At 71.8% G+C, this 18,644-nt stretch carries 18 protein-coding genes; 8 read left to right on the top strand and 10 right to left on the bottom strand.

The window, feature by feature from the left end; translation table 11 throughout:
- Positions 1–120: 120 nt before the first annotated feature.
- From ACGFW5_RS26585 to ACGFW5_RS26575, 3 genes are all read left to right on the top strand, one after another.
- On the top strand, positions 121–516 hold the full coding sequence (locus ACGFW5_RS26585; RefSeq protein WP_393836796.1) for a hypothetical protein: 396 nt from the start codon (positions 121–123) through the stop codon (positions 514–516).
- 273 nt (positions 517–789) lie between these two features.
- Positions 790–1,431, top strand: a complete 642-nt coding sequence (locus ACGFW5_RS26580) for a hypothetical protein (protein WP_393836795.1) — start codon at positions 790–792, stop codon at positions 1,429–1,431.
- Positions 1,432–1,736: 305 nt separating this feature from the next.
- Complete coding sequence (locus tag ACGFW5_RS26575) at positions 1,737–4,373, top strand: hypothetical protein (protein WP_393836794.1); 2,637 nt, start codon at positions 1,737–1,739, stop codon at positions 4,371–4,373.
- Positions 4,374–4,491: 118 nt separating this feature from the next.
- Here the strand turns inward: ACGFW5_RS26575 and infA are convergent, their stop codons facing one another.
- The 3 genes from infA to ACGFW5_RS26560 all read right to left on the bottom strand — a co-directional run bounded on the left by infA (position 4,492) and on the right by ACGFW5_RS26560 (position 7,103).
- The gene (infA, locus tag ACGFW5_RS26570; RefSeq protein WP_393836793.1) at positions 4,492–4,716 is read right to left on the bottom strand and encodes a translation initiation factor IF-1; all 225 of its coding nucleotides are present in this window, start codon (positions 4,714–4,716) and stop codon (positions 4,492–4,494) included.
- Positions 4,717–4,834: 118 nt separating this feature from the next.
- A complete protein-coding gene (locus ACGFW5_RS26565; protein WP_393836792.1) occupies positions 4,835–5,632 on the bottom strand; it encodes a GNAT family N-acetyltransferase in 798 nt (265 codons plus the stop codon).
- Positions 5,633–5,906: 274 nt separating this feature from the next.
- On the bottom strand, positions 5,907–7,103 hold the full coding sequence (locus tag ACGFW5_RS26560; RefSeq protein ID WP_393836791.1) for a PP2C family protein-serine/threonine phosphatase: 1,197 nt from the start codon (positions 7,101–7,103) through the stop codon (positions 5,907–5,909).
- Between the two features lie 207 nt (positions 7,104–7,310).
- Here ACGFW5_RS26560 and ACGFW5_RS26555 point away from each other — a divergent pair, with 207 nt between their 5' ends.
- Both ACGFW5_RS26555 and ACGFW5_RS26550 read left to right on the top strand, forming a co-directional pair.
- Positions 7,311–7,919: a CatB-related O-acetyltransferase gene (locus tag ACGFW5_RS26555; RefSeq protein WP_393836823.1), complete on the top strand. Its 609-nt coding sequence runs from the start codon at positions 7,311–7,313 to the stop codon at positions 7,917–7,919.
- Positions 7,920–8,022: 103 nt separating this feature from the next.
- Positions 8,023–8,418: a VOC family protein gene (locus ACGFW5_RS26550; RefSeq protein WP_393836790.1), complete on the top strand. Its 396-nt coding sequence runs from the start codon at positions 8,023–8,025 to the stop codon at positions 8,416–8,418.
- A 17-nt stretch (positions 8,419–8,435) separates the two neighbouring features.
- Here ACGFW5_RS26550 and ACGFW5_RS26545 read toward each other — a convergent pair whose 3' ends face one another.
- Complete coding sequence (locus tag ACGFW5_RS26545) at positions 8,436–9,332, bottom strand: ArsR/SmtB family transcription factor (protein WP_393836789.1); 897 nt, start codon at positions 9,330–9,332, stop codon at positions 8,436–8,438.
- Between the two features lie 64 nt (positions 9,333–9,396).
- On the opposite strand from ACGFW5_RS26545, the gene ACGFW5_RS26540 reads away from it, so the two are divergent.
- The gene (locus ACGFW5_RS26540) at positions 9,397–10,905 is read left to right on the top strand and encodes an MFS transporter (RefSeq protein WP_393836788.1); all 1,509 of its coding nucleotides are present in this window, start codon (positions 9,397–9,399) and stop codon (positions 10,903–10,905) included.
- A gap of 15 nt (positions 10,906–10,920) precedes the next feature.
- On the opposite strand, the gene ACGFW5_RS26535 is transcribed toward ACGFW5_RS26540, so the two are convergent.
- Positions 10,921–11,391, bottom strand: a complete 471-nt coding sequence (locus tag ACGFW5_RS26535) for a DUF1360 domain-containing protein (RefSeq protein ID WP_393836787.1) — start codon at positions 11,389–11,391, stop codon at positions 10,921–10,923.
- Positions 11,392–11,702: 311 nt separating this feature from the next.
- On the bottom strand, positions 11,703–11,948 hold the full coding sequence (locus ACGFW5_RS26530) for a DUF6158 family protein (RefSeq protein WP_393836786.1): 246 nt from the start codon (positions 11,946–11,948) through the stop codon (positions 11,703–11,705).
- A 282-nt stretch (positions 11,949–12,230) separates the two neighbouring features.
- Between ACGFW5_RS26530 and ACGFW5_RS26525 the strand changes: the two genes are divergently transcribed.
- The gene (locus ACGFW5_RS26525; RefSeq protein WP_393836785.1) at positions 12,231–12,437 is read left to right on the top strand and encodes a hypothetical protein; all 207 of its coding nucleotides are present in this window, start codon (positions 12,231–12,233) and stop codon (positions 12,435–12,437) included.
- Positions 12,438–12,573: 136 nt separating this feature from the next.
- Here the strand turns inward: ACGFW5_RS26525 and ACGFW5_RS26520 are convergent, their stop codons facing one another.
- Complete coding sequence (locus tag ACGFW5_RS26520) at positions 12,574–13,386, bottom strand: amidohydrolase family protein (protein ID WP_393836784.1); 813 nt, start codon at positions 13,384–13,386, stop codon at positions 12,574–12,576.
- 321 nt (positions 13,387–13,707) lie between these two features.
- Complete coding sequence (locus tag ACGFW5_RS26515) at positions 13,708–15,006, bottom strand: DUF6777 domain-containing protein (protein WP_393836783.1); 1,299 nt, start codon at positions 15,004–15,006, stop codon at positions 13,708–13,710.
- Positions 15,007–15,262: 256 nt separating this feature from the next.
- Between ACGFW5_RS26515 and ACGFW5_RS26510 the strand changes: the two genes are divergently transcribed.
- Positions 15,263–16,564 carry a streptophobe family protein gene (locus ACGFW5_RS26510; protein WP_393836782.1) on the top strand — a complete coding sequence of 434 codons (1,302 nt, stop codon included), beginning with the start codon at positions 15,263–15,265 and terminating at the stop codon, positions 16,562–16,564.
- A gap of 232 nt (positions 16,565–16,796) precedes the next feature.
- Here ACGFW5_RS26510 and ACGFW5_RS26505 read toward each other — a convergent pair whose 3' ends face one another.
- Both ACGFW5_RS26505 and ACGFW5_RS26500 read right to left on the bottom strand, forming a co-directional pair.
- Positions 16,797–17,813: a serine/threonine-protein kinase gene (locus tag ACGFW5_RS26505; RefSeq protein WP_393836781.1), complete on the bottom strand. Its 1,017-nt coding sequence runs from the start codon at positions 17,811–17,813 to the stop codon at positions 16,797–16,799.
- On the bottom strand, positions 17,813–18,634 hold the full coding sequence (locus ACGFW5_RS26500; protein ID WP_393836780.1) for a hypothetical protein: 822 nt from the start codon (positions 18,632–18,634) through the stop codon (positions 17,813–17,815). Before ACGFW5_RS26500 ends, ACGFW5_RS26505 begins: the two co-directional genes overlap by 1 nt.
- Positions 18,635–18,644 lie beyond the last annotated feature (10 nt).

Genomic DNA, 18,644 nt, shown 5'->3' with positions numbered 1-18,644 from the left:
CATTTCAGCGCCTGCCGCGACAGTGGGAGGCGCAAGACGCCGAGCGACAAGTCGTGCGCCTGCCATGTCCCTTGCACGTACCTGCGGGTACGCATCCTCAGCGAGTAACCGGGTGCCTCCATGAATGAGCTTCTGCACAAACTGGTCTCCGTCGTGATCACCGGTGGACTGATCGCCCTGGTCGGCTACCTCAGCGTGACCGTGCGCAGGCGCAGGGTCGCCCGTGAGGAGGCCGCCGCCCCGGTCCCGGCCGAAGACCCCACACGGACGCTGCTGCGCCAGGCCCGGCAGTTGGACCGCAGCCGCGACGAACTGGCCGCTCAGGGCAGGGGGCCGGAGGCGCTTGCCCGGGCCGGGGAGGCCGCCGGCGCCTGGCGCGTGCTCACCGAGGCCCGGCCGGGACGGTTCCACGCGGAACGCAGGGCTGCCCTGGTACGGCAGGGCGCGCTCCTGGACGCGGCGGGGCAGGGGCAGCAGGCGGCCCAGGCCCGCCAGGAAGCGGCCGGCCTGTCCTGACCGCCCGACCGTTCCCTACCGCCCGGTCTGTCCCTACCGCCCGGCCGTTCCCTACCGCCCGGTCTGTCCCTACCGCCCGGCCATTCCCTACCGCCCGGCCTGTCCCTACCGCCCGGCCTTCCCGACTGCCCGGCCTTTCTCGACCGCCCGACCTTTTCTGACCGCCCCCTCCCCAGCCCCGACCTCCCGGCCTGCCCCGACCGTCCGGCCTGTCTCGACCGTCCGGCCTGTCTCGACCGTCCGGCCTGTCCTGAGTGCGTAAGGAGACCCGCCATGCCCGCCGCGATCTGGACCGGCCGGAACGCCACCGCGGAGCACGCCGCCGTCGCCATCGCCGCCGCGCTGGCCGACGAACTCGGCCTCGCCGCACCGCCGTTGACCGTAACCATGCCGGCCGCAAGCACCGGTACACCGGCCGGCAGCCTCCTTCCGCCGCGTGCCCGCTTCAGCAATATGCCCGCGCCGACCCACTGCTTTCTCTACGTCGACACCACGTCACCCAGGCGCTTCGAACTCCGGGCCTCCCTCATGGCAGGCCGCTCGGGATTCCGGCGCAGCCTGGGTCTGGGCCACCTTTTCTATGCGGTGCCCATGACCGCACCGGTCCCCTCTCCCCTCGAACTGAGCGCGCCCGCCGGGGCCGCGCCCGCGGGTTTCACGGGCGACCCCACGGCCACGAGCCGGTTGAACGGGGACACGCATCTCATCGACGCGGCCCGCGCGCTGACGCCGGCCACGGCCGGTCCCGACCGGCACCACACCTGGCAGGCCACCAGCCGGCTGACGATCGAGCCGCTTCCCGAGGGTTCGGTCCTCCTCGTCCAGACTCTGCACCGCCTCACCGCCCGCGCCTGGTCCCTCAGCGCCGCCGAGGTACTGGGCTTCGCCGCCGGGGTGGAAGCGTTGCTCGGGTAGCACGGGGCCGACGCGGGCGTCGGCAAGCGTCTGTACGTGTGGTCGTCCCGCCCGGAACCCGGGAACCGCCGGTGGCGCAACGGCGGCGGGACAGGAGGCGAGGCCGGCCTTCGGAGCCGCGTTGCGGGCCGGGCCGGAACGCGCCTTTCCGGTCGACCGGGCGGCACGAGCTCAGCGCGGACCGCACTTGTCCCATACTGACCGATCGTGAACATCTGGCTCGCATATGAGCAACTTGCCCCAGGCGAGAGGGCATTGACTTCTATAGTGCTCAGCGATTCGACGTCCGAAATCGGGGAGCACGGGTGCGGCTGGACGCGGTCATCTCACACCTCACCTTCAGGGAGCGGTTCTCGCGTCGGCGGGTGCGCTTCGAGCGGGGAGCCGGGGCGCTGGTGCTCCAGGTCGAGGGCGGGAGCGAGCCCGTCCGGCAGTGGCTCGCCGACCTGCTCAAGCAGTACCGCGGCATCGTTCCGGTCAACAACCCGAGCGATGTCGAGCCGGAGGCGAGCCAGGAGCGGCAGGTCGTCGAGCAGTTGCAGGCGATCGTCGAGGGCTGTGGATACGGCGGCATCGTGGCCCACGGTCTGCCCGTGGTCTTCCCGCGCTTCGCCGCCGCTCGTACGGCGCTGTACGACTGGCGGCCGACGCCGGAGCATTTCCACGCCCGGCGGATGGGCGACCTGAAGGGGCAGATCAAGGAGGCGATCTCGCAGGAGCGGCGGCACACGATGCCCGACGCCCGGCCCCGGCTGGACCCGCTGATCCAGGATCCGTACGTGACCCAGCAACTCGGCGGTCTGCTGGGCCTGTTGCTGAAGGTGCCCAACCTCCTGCGGGTGCCGCACCGCCGCACCGTGCGCTGGTTTCGCGCGAGGAGGTTTGTGGGGCTGCGCACCTTCGAAGCGGTCTGCGAGGAGTTGGACGGCTGGCGCACCCGGCCGGCTCATGAGAAACAACGCCTGCTGGTGGAGGCCCTGCTGGCCGACATCGACGCGCACTACGGCACGGTGCGCCGCCTCAACCGGGCCCGTCGGCCCGTCGTCCTCCTGCCGGACGTGGACACCGTTCCCGCGCGACGGGTTATCCGGGACCGGATGCTGGAGGCGTACGACGGCGAGTGCCGGGCCCTGCGGGTGTACCCGGTGGTGGTCACCACGTCGCGTCCGGGCCGGGCAGGGCCGCTGGTGGGCGCCAGGCCCGCCGTCGCGGCGGACGGCCTCGCCGACGCGATCCCGGGACGTTTCAAGGAGCGCAAGGACGTCGCCGCGCGGCGGGCACGGGGCGAGAGCGACCCGCTGCCCAGCCGACTCGTCCAGATCACCCTCGGCGACGTGCCCGGCCCGCCCGCCGCGCCGGGCGCGCGCATCCTGGGGCCGGTGACCGCGATGGTCACCTGCCTCGCGGTCGTCGCCGCCGCGATGGGCGGTTACGTCGCGTTCTTCCGCGAACCCGCGAGCTGCGGCAAGGGACTTGAGGTCCACGGCGGCGAATGCGTGGGCGTCTCCGACGGGACCGGTGTGTTCATGCCCGACGTCAGGGGAATGCCCGAGGTGTTCGCGCGCATCGCCGAGCAGAACAAGGCGGTCGCAAGCCGCAAGCACGCGACCGTCGCCCTGCTCATCCCCTTGCAGTCGGCGAACCCCGCCGTCCAGCGCCAAATCCTCAGCGAGGTCCAGGGGGCTTACCTCGCACAGGTGGCGGCGAACGGCGCGGACGCGGTGAAACCCGCGATCCGGCTCGTCCTCGCGAACCCGGGGGACGGTTACGGGCGCTGGCGCGGGACGGTCGACCAGCTCACCGCCGAGGAGCCGGAGCTGCGGGTCGTGGTGGGCTTCAACCTCAGTCTCGACAGGACCAAGGAAGCCCTGACGTATGTGACCCGTACCCTGCACCTCCCGGCGGTGGCCAGTGTCGTGACGGCGGACGACTTCGCCAACCCCGAGGGCACCGACACCGTCCCGTACCCCGGCCTGGCCCGTGTCGTGTCCACCTCCCGTGACCAGGCCCGGGCGCTGCTGGCCTTCGACCCGGAACTGGCGGGCGCGAACACGGCGATGGTCGCCGACGACCGGCCGGGCGACGACTACGACCGCTCGTTGCGCGACGCGTTCGCCGAGGCCCGGCGGAACGAGGACGGCGGGGTCCAGGACATGCGCTTCGAGTCCCCCGGCGTCGAGGAGGCGGGGGTCACGCCGAACGAGTTCGAGGACTTCGCCGCCAACATCTGCCGCTCCCGTACCCATGTCGTGTACTTCGCCGGCCGCGCCTTCCACCTCAGGCTCTTCGTGGAGAAACTGGCCACCACCTACTGCGGTGAGAAGACGTCGTACACGGTGATCACCGGCTCCGACGCCACCACGCTCGACGAGCGCCTTGACGACCGTGACCGTGCGCTGCTGCGGGGCGACCCGGGATCGGGCAAGCCGTCCGTCACCATCCGCTACGCCGCCCCGGCGCACCCCGACGCGTGGAGTACCGAGCTCGCCAAGTGGCGGAGCGACCCGAGAACACAGGGGCAGGACCCTCCGCTCTACTTGCGGCAGGCCCAGGACGCGATGAACGCGCTGCGCCGCGGCATCGCCGACCGGACGGGGCCGATCGGGCCGGTGAACCTCGACGACGGGCGAACCATCGTCACCTACGACGTCGTCCTGACCGCCAGCCGGGCGCTGGCGCGCGCGGTCCACACCAGCGGGCAGGAGGTCCCCACGGCCGATCGCGTCGTGAGGGACCTCGGAAAGCTCAACTCCGACCTGCGCGTGCCAGGCGCCGGGGGCTGGATCTGTCTGACCAACGCCGGCAATCCGTACAACAAGGCGCTGTCCGTGGTGCGCCTGGACCCCGGCGCCCGGACGTTGGTGTTCGAGGGGGTGGCCTGGCCGACGGGTCACGCGCCGGCCCACGACGACACCTGCGTCGTGCCGGTGCACCCCGGATAGTCCGGGCCCGGAGCCGGTGCGCCGCCGCCGGGGCGGCCGGCGCGTCAGCCTTCCAGGGGCTGTGCGCGCCGGGGCCCCGGGCGGGAGGTGGGGGGCCGCTCGGCGCGGCTCGCGGAAACTAGGACCGGTACCGGTAGACGATCCGGCCGCGCGTGAGGTCGTACGGACTGAGTTCCACGAGCACCCGGTCGACCGGAAGGATCTTGATGTAGTTCTTCCGGATCTTTCCGCTGATGTGCGCGAGCACGTGGTGCCCGTTCTGCAGTTCCACCGTGAAGGTGGCGTTGCGCAGGCATTCGAGGACGGTGCCCTCGATTTCGATGCCCTTAGGTGTTCTGGTCAAGATCTGTCACTTCTCCATTCGGGGATCTACTCGGTGACGGTGAGACTGATGGGGTTGCGGGGGAAGCGCGGCCGTGCGGTACGTCGCGGGCGCGGCGTGGACACGAGCGTGCTGGGCGTCAGTCGCGGACCAATTCCAGGTTGCCGCCCGCGCGTTGGGCACCCACGCCTTCGAACAGTGCCTCGGCGGGGCCGTTGGACACGTCCACCTCGGCCCGGGCCGTGCCCTCTCCGGCGTCGTGCAAGGAGAGCAGGGCCTGGGCCAGCATCGCCCGGGCGATGCCGCGGCGGCGCCGGTCGGCCCGGACCGCGATCAGCCCGATCCGCTGCCGCCGGGGCACCGGTGCGACCCGCAGCAGCCCGACGTACGCACCGGATTGGGCCGCGACCACATACCGCGACGGGTCCACCACGGTGCTGCCGGCCGGCCGGGGCAGTACTTCGGCGGGCATGGTCTGCCAGCCCACCGTGGCGTCGATCTCGTCGCGGATCGTACGGTCCAACGCGCGCAGCGGCCCCTCCTGCGCCTCACCGGCGGGCACGATCGTGATGCCCGCCGGCGGTCGTACAGAGCTCAGCCCCGTGATCGCCGGGTCGGTGGGCACGAGGTATTCCCGCTCCCGGCGCAGGGTCCTGAAGCCGGAGCGCTCCCAATGGGACGTCAGGGCGAGGTCGGTCTCATCGACCACGGTGTGGAGCGGCGCCGGCAGGTCCGCCAGCATCGCGGCGGCGAGCCGGTCGAATGCCGCCTCGTGCCAGGCGTCGACGCTGATGAAGAGCCGGCCGTCGAACCGGTGGGCGGCGTCACCGCGTCCCACTACGCGGTCGTCGGCGACCGCCTGCCACTCCTGTTCCGCGACGCGGGTGACCACGATCGCGTGCCCGGCGGGGTTCGGTGCGAAGTGCGAAGAATTCATGGGGTGCTGCCTTTCGGAGTGCTTGTTCGTGCGGCACTCCCGGCGACACCTGCGTCAGCCGCCCCGCGTGACGACGGGAGGGAGCACCCACCTGCTTACTGCGTTCACGGGTCTCACCTCCCAGTGGTCTGTCACGTTCTCCCCCACGGTACCGACCGCGGCCCCGCGCCCCAACTCATTTTCCGCACCACCATCGCAGCCGCCCACGGCCGGTCGAGGGGATGCCGCCACCCGATCCCGGCGTACAGGCCAAAATGGACGTCGCGCGCGGTGCCTACGGCGCCAGGGCGGCGGGGTCGCACTCTTCGCGGCGGGGGCCGTGCCAGTCCAGGCACAGCACGCTGGCGTCGTCCTGCACGAGGTCGTGGCAGGCGTCGCGGACCGCGGTGACCATGGTCCTGACGACCTCGCGGGGATGTTCCGTGGCGGTGTCGCTCAGGAGTCCACGCAAGTCGACGGCTGACGCTTTCCGTTCCTGCATGCCGTCGGTGTAGAGCATGAGACGGTCACCGGGGCGCAGGTCCAGGTCCTGCACCTCGTAGGCGCCCTGTACGGGAACGCCGAACGGAAGGTTGACGTGGAGTTTGATCTCCTCGACTGCCCCGTCACGCAGCCGGAGCGGCCACAGGTGGCCGGCGTTGATAAGTTGCGCGCTGCTTCCGTCCAGGGCGATGCGCAGGAGCTGGCCGGTGGCGAAGGTGCGGCGGCCGTGATCGAGGAGGGCCTGGTGCGTCCGGCGGGCCTGTTCGGCCAGGTCGGTTCCGGCGCGGCGGGCGCCGCGGGAGGCGTTGACCAGGAGGGTGGCCATCAGGGAGGCGTCGACGTCGTGGCCCATGGCATCGGTGATGGACAGGTGCAGGGTGTCCTCGTCGAGGCTGTAGTCGTAGGTGTCACCGGCGATGTCGGAAGCGGGAACCAGCGCCCCGGCGAGTGCGAACTCCGCGGACTCGCAAGAAGGTGCCGAGGGCAGCAGCTGGCGCTGGATCTCCGCGGCCAGAGTGACCGAGGCGGTCCGGTTGCCCCAGTGGTAGAGGTCGGTGAAACGGCGGTCGGTGACGATGATGTACGCGAGCGCGTGCGCGACCTCCTCAACCTGCTCCAGCACATCCTGAGTCACGTGGGCCAGGCGCACCTCCAGCACACCGACCGCGTCGCCGCGATTGGAGACCGGCGCGAACACCCGCTGCTCGCGAGTACCGTTCGCCACCGCCACCACCTTCTGCGTGCGCAGCACCTCGTTGTAGACGCCGCCGTCCAGAGGGATCTGCTCAGCCCCGCGCTCCTGTCGTCCTGCCCCCTCCTCATTGACCCGCAACAGCCGTCTGCCGACGACATCGACAAACAGGAACGACACATACCGCGCGCCGAACCGCTTCCGCAGGTTGTGCGCCACGACATCGAGCGAACGCACCGGCGCCGCGGCCTCCGCCGCAGCCAGCACTTCCGCCAGCACAATCCGATCACGCTCCACAGCGACCTCCCTAGCGTCTGGATCGTTCTCCTTCCCCCTTCCGCTCCAGGCATCACCCTCTGTCACCCATGCCGAAGCCCACACCGAGGCATCGCGGGGCAAGGGCCAGTCCTGACACTCCGGTTACTCTTGCGGCCCGTCCGCAGGAGTGAACAGGAGACATGTGTGAACACCCCTTGCCCCGCCGACCCGACCGTGCTGCACCCCATGCCCGACCATCCGCGCGTGGTACTGCTGAAGCCGTTGGTCACCTCGCCGTTGATCGAGGTCGGGGAGTACTCCTACTACGACGATCCGGATGACGCGACCGCGTTCGAGACGCGCAATGTGCTCTACCACTACGGGCCGGAGAAACTGGTCATCGGGAAGTTCTGCGCGCTGGGCACCGGGGTGCGGTTCATCATGAACGGCGCCAACCATCGGATGGACGGCCCTTCGACGTTCCCCTTTCCCACCATGGGCGGGTCATGGGCCGAACAGTTCGACCTGCTCACCGGTCTGCCCAACCGCGGGGGCACCGTCGTCGGCAACGACGTCTGGTTCGGGCACGGCGTCACCGTGATGCCCGGCATCCGCATCGGGCACGGCGCGATCATCGCCACGGGGGCCGTGGTCACCTCGGACGTGCCCGACTACGCGATCGTCGGCGGCAACCCGGCCCGTTTCATCCGATCCCGCCACAACGAGGAAGAGGTTGCCCGGCTGTTGGAGGTTGCTTGGTGGGACTGGCCGGCGGAGCACATCACCGGCCACATCAGGACCCTCATGTCCGGCAGCGTTGACGACCTGGAAAAGGCGGCCCCCGCGCAGACGTAGGGGGTGCGTGCGTAGGCGCCCGGCCGGCACGGGAGACTCTTCACGGTCCCGGGGGCGGCACAGTTCCACAGGCAGAGGTACCTTGCGATGTTGGGGGAGAGTTGTGACAAGTAGGTTCACTGAGCTGGTCGTTGACTGCCGCGATCCGGAGAGGCTGGCGGACTTCTGGTGTCAGGTCCTGGATTTCCAGGTGATCGAGCGGAGTGAGGGCAAGGTCGAGATCGGCTCCTGGGTGCCGACCGTCGAGGAGGTACGGGCCCGTCAGACGCCGCCCACCTTGGTGTTCATCCAGGTGCCCGAGGGCAAGACCGCGAAGGAGCGGCTCCACCTCGATGTCAGCCCGATCGACGGCAGCACCCACGACGAGGTGAGCAGGCTGCTCGGCCTCGGTGCCACCACGGTGGACGTGGGTCAGGGCCCCGGCCGGAGCTGGGTGGTCATGGCCGATCCGGAGGGCAACGAGTTCGATGTCCTGCGCACCCTGGCGGCGGGCAGGTAACCGAGCGGCCGCCGGTGTCAGCCCTCCCGGCGGCGGCTCGCTCCACTCCCCGCCCCGCCGTCGGGCCGGGCCCCGACGGCTTCTGCGTCCGGGTCGCCTGCCGACACTCCGAGTGTCCGCTCCAGGCCGTGAGCGCCCGCCTCCGTCAGGTGTACCACGCGCGGGCTCCTGCCCCAGCGCACCCAGTCACGTGCGAACAGGCGGGCGGTGAGGGCGGCCCCGAGACCTCCGGCGAGGTGGTGCTGCTGTTCGCTCCAGTCGACGCAGTAGCGGATCGCGGGCCGACGCGGTGGCAAGTGGTCCAGATCCACGCCGAGTTGGGCGAGGGTCGCCCGTCCGGCAGGGACGAGCGTGTACTGGACGTCGCGCCCGTAGGACGAGGGGCGGTCACGAACGGCTTCGTCGGGCCGGTGCATGCCGTCGTGGCCCGTGAGTACGCCTTGTTCCAGCAGACCGCGTATCAGGGCCACGCCGAGCCGGCCGGCGAGGTGGTCGTAGCAGGAGCGGCCCCGGTGCAGGGCGTTGGCGCGATTGCTCTGCTTGAGCGAGGTGACGGCCAGGGGCGGCGCGATGAGGGCCAGGGCTTCCATGGCGGCGCTCACGTCCGGTCCGGCGAGCCGATACAGCCGGTTCCTGCCGCGCTGCTCGACGGTGAGGAGTTCGCCCTCGACGAGTCTGGCCAAGTGGACGCTGGCGGTGGCCGCACCGACGCCGGCCTCGCGGGCCAGGACGCTCGCGGGCAACGCCCGGCCATCCGCGAGGCACTTGAGGATGCGGGCGCGCGACGCGTCCGCGATGAGGGCGGCGGCGCGCGCGATGTCCGTCTGGTACTTGAGCGGTTCCCCCTCGCGCTCGGAGTGCGCGCCAACGCCCGCCGGGTGCGGTCCGGGAGAGCGGCTGCTGGTGTTCGGCATGGCCTCAGCGTAGAACAAGCACACTTCGCCGGCCGACGAAGTGTCCGGAGCCGATGCTTGCCTCATGCCCACCACCACGACTCACCGGACCAACAGACCCGGCACGCCCGACGGGGCCGCCATGACCGGGAGCAGCACCGCGCTCGCCCTGCCGCCCCTGATCGCGCTCAGCCTCGGCTACTTCCTGGTGATGCTGGACGTCACCGTCGTGAACGTCGCGATCCCCGACATCCAGACGTCCCTGGGAACGGGCCCCACCGCGCTCCAGTGGATCGTCGACGGGTACAGCACCGTCTTCGCCGCACTGCTTCTCCTGGGCGGCGGTCTCACCGACAGGTTCGGTCCCCGCCGTCTGTTCCTCGCCGGGCTGGGGATCTTCACCGCCACCTCGATGGCCTGTGCCCTGGCGAGCACCCCGGGACTGTTGGTCGCCGGACGGCTCGGCCAGGGCGCGGGAGCCGCCCTGCTCGTGCCCGCGTCGCTCGCTCTGCTCCAAGCCACGTTCCCCGACAGGGCACTTCGAGCCCGGGCGGTCGCCGTCTGGGGAACCGTCGCATCGGTCGCCTTCGGCGCCGGTCCTGCGGTCGGGGGCCTGATCGTCTCGGGCGCGGGCTGGCGCTCGGTGTTCTGGCTGAACCTGCCCGTCGGGGCGCTCGCCGTACTGCTGACGCTGCGGCACATCCCGCCGTCCGCTTCCAGGCCCAGCACGCGAAAGGCCGACCCGGCCGGTCAGGTGCTCGCGGTCGTCGGACTCGCGGGCCTGGCCGGCGGCCTCAACGAAGCGGGAGCGCACGGCTGGACATCGCCCCTGGTCCTGACCGCCTTCGGCATCGGCGCGACGGCCCTGGCATCCTTCGTGCTGCTGGAACGCGCCCTGGAGTCCCGGGCGACGCTGGGAGGCACCCGGCGCGCCCCACTGCTGCGGCTCTCCATGTTCCGGTCCCGGGCCTTCACCTCCACCACCCTGGTCGGACTGCTGATCAGCCTCGGCTACTACGGCATGCTCTTCCTCACCACGCTGTACTTCCAGCGGGAGGCGCACTTCAGCGCCGTGGAGACGGGCCTTGCCCTGCTGCCCTCCGTGGGCATGGGACTGGCCGCCGCCCCCTTGTTCAGCCGCATCGCTTCCCGTACCGGCCCGTACGTCCCGATGGCCGCCGGGCTCGTCCTCGGCACCGTCGGCTTCCTGGGCTGGCTGCCCGCGGGGCCGGACACCCCCTATCCCGTCCTGCTCTTCGCGCTGATGGCCACCGGCCTCGGCCAGACCATGACGGCGCTCGCCTCCGTCGCCGCCGTCATCGAGGCGGCCCCGCACGCCGACACGGGGGTCGCCACCGCCGTCTTCAACGTGTCCCGGCAGGTGGGCAGTGTCATCGGCGTGGCCCTCTTCGGCACCTTCGCCGCCACGGGGCACGACTTCACCTTCGGCCTCCATCTGTCGGCAGCCATCGCGGCCGCCGCGTTCGCCATGGGCGCCCTGCTCGCTCTGTCGGCACGGCGTCGGGCTCGCCGAACGCCGGCCGTTACGGCCGCCTCACTCCGCGCCGCAGGACCTCGCGCCGAACCTCAGTAAAGGCGGTGGTGGCGTTCAGTGCTCCGCGTGCTCCGTCAGCGCCGTGTACCCGAGTTGGAGAACGTCCGACACGGCCAGAGCGGTCAGCGCTCCGGTCACCGTGCGTGTGGCCTGCGGCCAGACCGTCCGGGCGCCGGTGAACGTGGCAACGATCCACACGCTCAGACAGAACGGGCAGCTGAGCAGCTCCCCCACCGTGTTGCGGCCGGGCTCTTCTCGCGGGGTTTCGTTGAGCTCCGCGGGCGCGCCATCACCGTCCACCCGAGTGAACGGAGCGCGCAATGGGCGGGTGACCGTGGCCTTGCCGATGAGGCGACTGAGCCGGAACGTGGCCGCTGCGGTGAGCAGAAGGTCCCAGGCGTCCGGCTCCGGCAGCGGGCGACCGCTGCGGCGATGAAGCGCGGTCCACCCGGCCGCGTACCCGGCGAAACCCATCACCGCGCCCAGGTGTCCGCCGTGGGATCGCACAACTTGCAGGGGCCTCATCGAGCTGCCTCATTCTGCCGCCTGGGCACTAGTCACCGTCGTCGGGGGTGCAGCCTCACAGCTGCCCGGGACATGTACCCGGACCGGACCTGGACACGCACAGCCACCGTGCGCGGTGGACGGCGGGTGAATACGGGGGCGTCGCGTTTTGTGACGGCCTCGACGGCGGCGGCAGCAGCACCAGCGACGACCGCGACGGGCAGCGGAGGCGGCTGACGCGGCATGCCCCCGCCTGCGCAGCACGGCCGACCCCAGGGCTCGCCCTGGAGATCTCGGTGAGGCGTCCGGCCCTGCGGCTGGGGGGGTGGCGCTCAGTTTTCTTCGCCGGTACGGGCGCGGGCCCCCGAACGTGTGCGGCTTGCGGCCTGCGAGCGCTCTGGATGGCGCCGCAGGTACTCGTCCTCCAGCTCTTTCGTACGCCTCGTATGGGTGGCCAGGGCGTCTTCGGACCCGTGCAGCAGGGTTTCGTGGCGCGTGCGGTGAACGGACTCCAGCTCCTTGAGCAGGAGGTCGTCCGCCAGGTCCCGGGCTGACAGCCCGTCTTCACGGTCCGCCATCGCAGACCCTCCCTCGTTGTCCCGTGCTCCCCCGGACACCCCTCACGCTGTCCGGCGTCTTCCCTCCATCATGCTGCCCCAGGAGAGGGGCTGCCCGGGGCGATGCGCCGAAGGGTGAGCTCACGGTGATGAGCCGGGCCGTTCGGAGCAGCCCGGGTGGCAGGGCCCAGCACAGTGGGTGACCGTGAGCGGAACATCGACGACGGAGCTTTCCGGGCCGGGTGCGGCGCGGCGCGGCGCGGACGATCGCAGACCGGATACGAGATCTCCACGGAGGCAGCGATGAGCGAGCAGACCCCGTCCCAGGCAGAGGGCGACCGGAACGAGGAGGACGGCGAGGGCGGCAAGGTCGGCGAGGGCGGCACCGACGGTCAGCGGGAAACCGCGGGTGGGCGCCAAGTTCCGCGCACCACTCCTTCTCAGGCCGAGGGCGACGACGACGAGGCGGAGCAGACCGCGGAAGGGAACGACGAGCAGGGGAACGCGTAGCGCGATCCTGCGGCGCCTTCGCGCGGTGTGAGCGGCGAATCGACCACACCGACAGCATGGCCTTTCCAGCACCCTCGGCAATACCGTGAACGGTTTCTCCAGCACCCTCGCCAGGCCCGGCACTGATCCGGTGCGGTCAGAGCCTGAAGATCCGTCGTGCGTTGCCTGACAGGAACAGCTCGGTGGCTTCCTCGTCCAGGCCCAGCTCACCGAGGTGTTCCAGCGCCCGACTGGGCGTGATCATGGGGTAATTGGTGCCGAACAGCACCTTCTTGCGGCCCCGGCCGCGGAGGTAGTCAGTGAGCTCGTGCGGGTAGCGCCGGGCGGTGTAGGCGCTGGTGTCGATGTAGACGTTCGCGTGCTTGTCGGCCACCGCGATCATTTCCGCGGTCCACGGGTAGCCGATGTGTCCACACACGATGGTCAGTTCGGGGAAGTCGAGGGCCACCTGGTCGATGTAGGGGATGGGGCGGCCGGTCTCCGACGGCCGTAGCGGGCCGGTGTGCCCCACCTGGGTGCAGAACGGGATGCCGAGGTCGACGCAGGCGGCGTACAGCGGGTAGTACAGCCGGTCGGTGGGCGGGAGTTGCCACAGCCAGGGCACGATCCGCAGTGCCACGAAGCCGAGTTCGTCCACTGCCCGGCGCAGTTCTCTCACGGCCTTGACCGGCCGGGTGAGGTCTGCGCCGGCCACTCCACGCAACCGTCCCTCGGACTGGGCGACGAACTCGGCCACTTCGTCATTGCTGATCAGCGGCCCCTGAGGGCCGTACCAGGCCGCCGAAAGGCCGATCTCGACATCGGCCGCCGCCAGCGCGGCCACCGTCGCACTGACCGGCAGCGGCTCCTCAAGCAGCCCCTGCCCCGTCCACCGACGCAATGACTCGAACATCTCGTGGTTGGAGTGACGGAGCGTGGGGTGTTGAAGCCACGCATCTATGACCGGCATCAGGCTTCCTGCCTCTCCGCCGCCGCTCCGGCGCGCTGCACCCCGAAGCGACTGAGCGATCGCATACCTGGACCTTAGTGGTCGGATCCGCAGACCTTTCCGGCCTCGGCCTGATGACCGCCCCTGAGCAGGTCTCGGACATCACTGACACCCAGGTCGGACTGCTCGGGCTCGGCACCACCCTCGCACTCGCCCTCCAGGCACTCGCCTTGATGTCGTGGAGCCGTCGCTCCCGGCGGGGGTGCGAGAGGCCCGGGCGGGGTGTGCGCTACCCGACCAGGCCGGCGGCCTCCACGCCGGTACCTGCCTGCGTCTCCTGCGTCACGAACCTCCCCCGGTCCCGGGGGACGAGGGCGGTGCGGGCTCGGACGACGCGGGTGACTTCTCCGTGGCCGAGGAGGGGGGCTGTGTAACAGGAGAGGAGGGGGGCTGCGTGGCGGGCGAGGACGGCGGGGCGGACTGGGGGGCCGACGTGGGCGGACAGGGGCTCGCCGATGACGTGCCGGCCGGGAGCGAAACGCATGGCGCCGGACTGCCCGGCGAGGACGACTCGTCGGCGGGCGGCGAGACGGACGGGGGCAAGGAGGGAGCGGTCACGGGCGGCTTCGTCTTCGTGTCGCCGGTGCCCGTGTCGCCCTTGTGCCGTTCGAACCAGTCACCGTTGTCCGGGTCGTACACGACGAACTTGTTCACCACGTGCGCGGCGGGCGCCACGACCACGACGTTCGACGACCGGTACCCGGGCCACGCCTCTCCCGTCAGCTTCGGTGTGTTCTTCTGCGCGACGGGCGGCGACAGCGGGTTGCCGCAGGCGCAGCGCACTCGCGGCACGCCGCGGTCGTCGACGAGTACCGCGGTGCCGGCCTGCAACACGGCCTGGTAGCTGGTGGCGGCACCATCGCGGTAGCCGTGGTTGGTCACGCGGGTGTCCAGCCTCAGCTTCACGGGCGTGAGCGCGCGCACATAGCCGGGGACGCCGGAGGGTTCGATGCCGAGGACGGAGGCGAACGCCTTGTTCTTGGCCGGGTCCTTCTGAAGCGCGCCGATCTGTTTCTCCACGTCGCAGCTGCCGACCTTCCGCGTTCCGCCGTAGAGGCCGGGGGCGGAGCCGTCGACACCGCGCGTCACTTGGGCCGAGGCCGATGAGCTCGGCAGCGCGCTCGGGGAGGACGGCGTGGAGTCGTTGCGGGCCGTCGACCCGGTGAAGGGGTCGGGCCCCGATTTCGCCGCGGGCTGGAGAAGGACCTCGCCGTGGGCCTGCGATGAGCCGTTGGGGCGGGTGAGGACGACGGCCAGCACCACCGCCACCACCACGACGGCGGCGATCGCCGCGATGCGGGGCGCGGACTTCCACCACGGGCGGGCCGGCCCGGGGCTCGCACCCGAACCCCCGTCCGGCCCACCGGGCCCGTCGCCGTGGCCACCACCGGCCGGACCGCTCGGCGGGTTACCGCCCGGCGGCCCCGACGGCCGCTCGGCCCCCGGAGGCGGCGACGAGTCGGCGCGGGTCGCACCGGCCTGGGTGTCGCCCGGCCCGGACGGGCTCGGCTGCGAAGGGCCCGAGAGCGGGCCCGAAGGCGGTCCTGTGGGGCGTCCTGACGACGGCGGCTCGACGCTCACGAACACTTCTTCCCTGGGTGGGGGATCTGGCGTTAGGGGGTCTGGTCTGGCGGTAGGGGGTCCGGCCGGGGGCTGGCGTGGGGCGCGGTCTGGCTTTGGGGGGATCTGGTGTTGGGGGATCCGAGTGCGCGACTCTGCGGCGTACGTTTCATCCCGTAACGCGCCTATTGTGTGCATCGGCTCCCGGGGGCCCGCAAGCTGACGCGGTCGGCCCTCCCGACGGGCGAGCCGGTCCGGCGCTGCTTAGCGTGACACCGTGAGCGAGCAGACACCGCCTCGGCGGACAGCGGCGCAACGCGCGGAGCAGGGCCGACGGGCGCCCCACGGCTGGCCCCACGCCCTGGTGGCCGTGCTCGCCTCCCTGGTGGCCATGGCCGTCGTCGCCGGGCTCGGCCTGTGGGCCGCAGGCGCGGCCGACCTGCCCGGCGGGGCGTTCCCCAGTGTCGTGGCGGCCGTCGTCGTGATGGCGGTCGGCGGTTCCGTTGGGCTGTCCGGTGACGCCGGGGTGATCGCCGAGTCGCACGCCGGGCTCTCCGTGCTCCCGCTCTCCGTCAGCCTCACCGGGGCTCTGGTGATCGCCGCCGGATTCCTCCGGCCGCTGCGGCACCGGGCCGTCGCCGACGTGAAGGAACTCGCCGGCTGGGCCGCCCGGATCGCGGTCTTCTGGCTCCTGCTCCTCATCGGCCTCGGCCTGCTGGCCCGGCACCGCTTCGCGATCACGCTCGGAGACGGCCCCGCCGGCGACATCGGCGACCTCACGGGCTCCTCGCCCACGGTCGGGTTCGAGACCGACGTGCCGCTGACCCTCGTCTTCGGATTGCTGTGGCTCGCGGGCGTCCTCGCCGTGGCCCTGCTCGTCTCGCGCGGGGCGCCGCTCCCCGGCCGCCTGCTGCGCTTCCAGGAATCGGTACGCCCGGCGGCCTTCGCCATGGTGGTCCTGCTCCTGTCGTACGTCGCCCTGGGGTTCGTCATCGGCCTCGTCGTGGCGGTGACGCGGGGGCATGCCGCCGCGACGCTCGCGGTACTGCTGCTCGGGCTGCCCAACCTCGTGTGGCTCGCCCTCACCCTCGGCCTCGGGGCGTCCTGGGAGGGCCGGGTGAACGGGCCGTTCGGGCTGCCCATGCCGCGGGTCCTCGACGACGTACTGCGCACACCGCAGGACTCCACGCTCAGCCTGAACACGCTCGCCGACCACGATGGCCGGGTGTGGTGGCTGCTGGTCGTCGCGGCGGTCCTGGTTCTTGGCGCCGCGTTCCTGATGGCGGCGCGGTCCCCGGTACGGATGCGGGCCTGGCAGCACGCCGTGCACATGGCGGTGGCGCTGGCTCTCACGATGCTCGCCCTGTGTCTCCTCGCCGGCGTATCCGCCCACGCCGGCCTCTCGCTCCTCGGCATCGGGGATCTCGGCGGCGGTCTGTCCGGCCTGGTGGAGCTGCGACCCCAGCTGTGGCGGGCCCTGCTCCTGGCCGTGGCCTGGGGGCTGGTCTCGGGGTTCCTCGGCGGTGTGTTCGCGAGGCGGGTCCAACGGCGGGGCGAGGTGGAGGCGGGCCCCGCCTGAACCGGGCAGGAAGTGAGCCCCTGCGCGGCTGAGCCGGGCAGGGAGGCTGCGCCCGAGCGCTGAACCGGGCAGGAGGGTCCCGCCTGAGCGGCTGGAGCCTGGCAGGCGGGCCACGCCTGGGCCGGGCCCGGCTCAGCCTGTCAGCCGGCGAGGCCGCGGAAGACCGGCCGAGCCCGGCCCAGCCTGTCAGCCCGCCAGGCCCCGGAAGACCGGCCGAGCCCGGCCCAGCCTGTCAGCCCGCCAGGCCCCGGAAGACCGGCCGGGCCCAGCGGGGCGGCTCGGGAGGCGCGCCGGGATCAACCGGTACTCCTACGACATGGCCGTCCACCCGCGTCGGAGCGTGGCTCGTCGCGGTCCCTCCCGTGGCCGCGGCCCGCAGCGCGGCGGTGAATTCGAGGCAGGAGCCGTACCGGTCCTCGGGACTCTTGGCCAGGGCCCGCGCGAGGACCCCGTCGAGGGCGGCGGCGACACCGGGCCTCTTCGCCGTCAGGCGGGGCGGCTCGTCGTACTGATGGGCCCACAGGAGGGCGATGTCGTCGTCGCGCTGGAACGGCGGGCCGCCCGCCATGGTCTCGTACACGACACAGGCCAGGCTGTAGACATCGCATCGGCCGTCCACCGGGCGGCCCGATATCTGCTCCGGTGCCACGTAGTCCAGGGTCCCGACGAACTGGCCCACGGTCGTGAATCCGGTCAGCGAGAGCGACTTCTTCGTGAGGCCGAAGTCCGTGAGGTAGGCGTGCTCCGGGTGGTCGCTGTCCGTGCCCCGGGCCACGAGGATGTTCCCGGGTTTGACGTCGCGGTGGACCAGACCGTGGTCGTGTGCCGCGTCGAGCGCGGACGCGACCTGCGTGGCGATGCGGAGGGCGGCTTCGACGGGGAGCGGGCCCGCGTGGTCGAGCAGATGGCGCAGATCGCGCCCGGGAACGTACCGCATGGCGATGTAGAGCACCCCGTCCGTCTCCCCCGCCTCGAAGACCGGCACGATGTGCGGGTGCTCGATAGCGGCGGCCACGCGTGACTCGTGCGTGAAGCGCTGCCGGAAGGTGTCGTTGCGTGCGAGCTCGGGGGCGAGCAGTTTGAGGGCGACGGTACGGTCGAGGCGCAGGTCCTTGGCGCGGTAGACGACGGCCATGCCACCCCGGCCGATCTCGCCCTCGACCCGGTAACCCGCGATCTGCTTCCCGATCAGTTCGGAGGGGCGTCCGGAGTGCGAGGCCGGGCCGGGCTCCGCCGGTGCGGGCGCCATCAGCCGTCACCTGGCCGGGCAGGCGCATCGGGACCGGGCCTCCCGGGTGGGAGGACGGTCGCGCCCGGCACGGCCGGGACAATGGCGGTGGGTTCCTCGTCAGACGCGGAGGCCCCCGGCTCGACCACCCGCGTCGGTTCCGCATCGCCACCGGCCACCGTGCCCCCGTCGCCACCGGCACCACCGGCACCACCGGCACCGGCCCCCGCATCCCCATCAGCACCGGCACCGGCACCGGCACCGGCACCGGCACCCGCCTTCTCACCACCACCGGCTCCAGCCACACCGCCCACACCCGGCGGCGCCACCCCGTCCCCCTCGTCATGCCCCTCGGCACTCGGCCCCTCCCCCGCCGCGTACGTGCTGAGCCGCGCCCCGTCGCAGTACACCCACCGCTCGTGTTCGGCGTCGTAGAGCCATACCGATTCGCCGTCCACGACCACCCCCACCCGCAGCCCGCGCGTCCGGCGGCGGAAGGACTCCCCGTCGGCGCTGCCGGCCGCCAGGTCCTGTGCCGCGCGCCGGTAGCCGGCGACGGCGTCCTCGGCCCTGGCCAGGAGTGGGCGCGGATCGGCCGTCCGGGTCAGCGGTCCGCCCGCGCCCGGCGGATCCCGCGGCACCGCGACCAGGAGCCGGGCGTCGACCCATGCCGACCAGCCGTTGGCGCAGACGATCCGGCCCCAGTCGCCGAGCCGGTCGGCCAGTCGTACGGGCAGCAGCGCATCAAGCGGCGTCGTCGGACGGTCCACGTCCGGCGCCTCCCAGGCGGGCAGCCCGTCCTGCGGCACGACATGTGTGGGGCGGAAGTCCGCTGTGGTCATCGACGGCGCT

The sequence above is a fragment of the Streptomyces sp. NPDC048416 genome (genome assembly GCF_043200435.1).
In the GTDB taxonomy this organism is placed as follows: Bacteria; Actinomycetota; Actinomycetes; order Streptomycetales; family Streptomycetaceae; genus Streptomyces.
This window is presented reverse-complemented; position numbering and strand designations above follow the sequence as displayed.

What these genes read in the sequence shown, in the direction of transcription:
- ACGFW5_RS26540 (WP_393836788.1), top strand. Translation starts at nt 9,397, where the DNA reads ATGCCCACCACCACGACTCACCGGACCAACAGACCCGGCACGCCCGAC.
- ACGFW5_RS26530 (WP_393836786.1), bottom strand. Translation starts at nt 11,948, where the DNA reads ATGGCGGACCGTGAAGACGGGCTGTCAGCCCGGGACCTGGCGGACGAC.
- ACGFW5_RS26505 (WP_393836781.1), bottom strand. Translation starts at nt 17,813, where the DNA reads ATGGCGCCCGCACCGGCGGAGCCCGGCCCGGCCTCGCACTCCGGACGC.
- ACGFW5_RS26565 (WP_393836792.1), bottom strand. Translation starts at nt 5,632, where the DNA reads ATGAATTCTTCGCACTTCGCACCGAACCCCGCCGGGCACGCGATCGTG.
- ACGFW5_RS26520 (WP_393836784.1), bottom strand. Translation starts at nt 13,386, where the DNA reads ATGCCGGTCATAGATGCGTGGCTTCAACACCCCACGCTCCGTCACTCC.
- ACGFW5_RS26580 (WP_393836795.1), top strand. Translation starts at nt 790, where the DNA reads ATGCCCGCCGCGATCTGGACCGGCCGGAACGCCACCGCGGAGCACGCC.
- ACGFW5_RS26535 (WP_393836787.1), bottom strand. Translation starts at nt 11,391, where the DNA reads ATGAGGCCCCTGCAAGTTGTGCGATCCCACGGCGGACACCTGGGCGCG.
- ACGFW5_RS26525 (WP_393836785.1), top strand. Translation starts at nt 12,231, where the DNA reads ATGAGCGAGCAGACCCCGTCCCAGGCAGAGGGCGACCGGAACGAGGAG.
- ACGFW5_RS26545 (WP_393836789.1), bottom strand. Translation starts at nt 9,332, where the DNA reads ATGCCGAACACCAGCAGCCGCTCTCCCGGACCGCACCCGGCGGGCGTT.
- ACGFW5_RS26585 (WP_393836796.1), top strand. Translation starts at nt 121, where the DNA reads ATGAATGAGCTTCTGCACAAACTGGTCTCCGTCGTGATCACCGGTGGA.
- ACGFW5_RS26500 (WP_393836780.1), bottom strand. Translation starts at nt 18,634, where the DNA reads ATGACCACAGCGGACTTCCGCCCCACACATGTCGTGCCGCAGGACGGG.
- ACGFW5_RS26555 (WP_393836823.1), top strand. Translation starts at nt 7,311, where the DNA reads ATGCCCGACCATCCGCGCGTGGTACTGCTGAAGCCGTTGGTCACCTCG.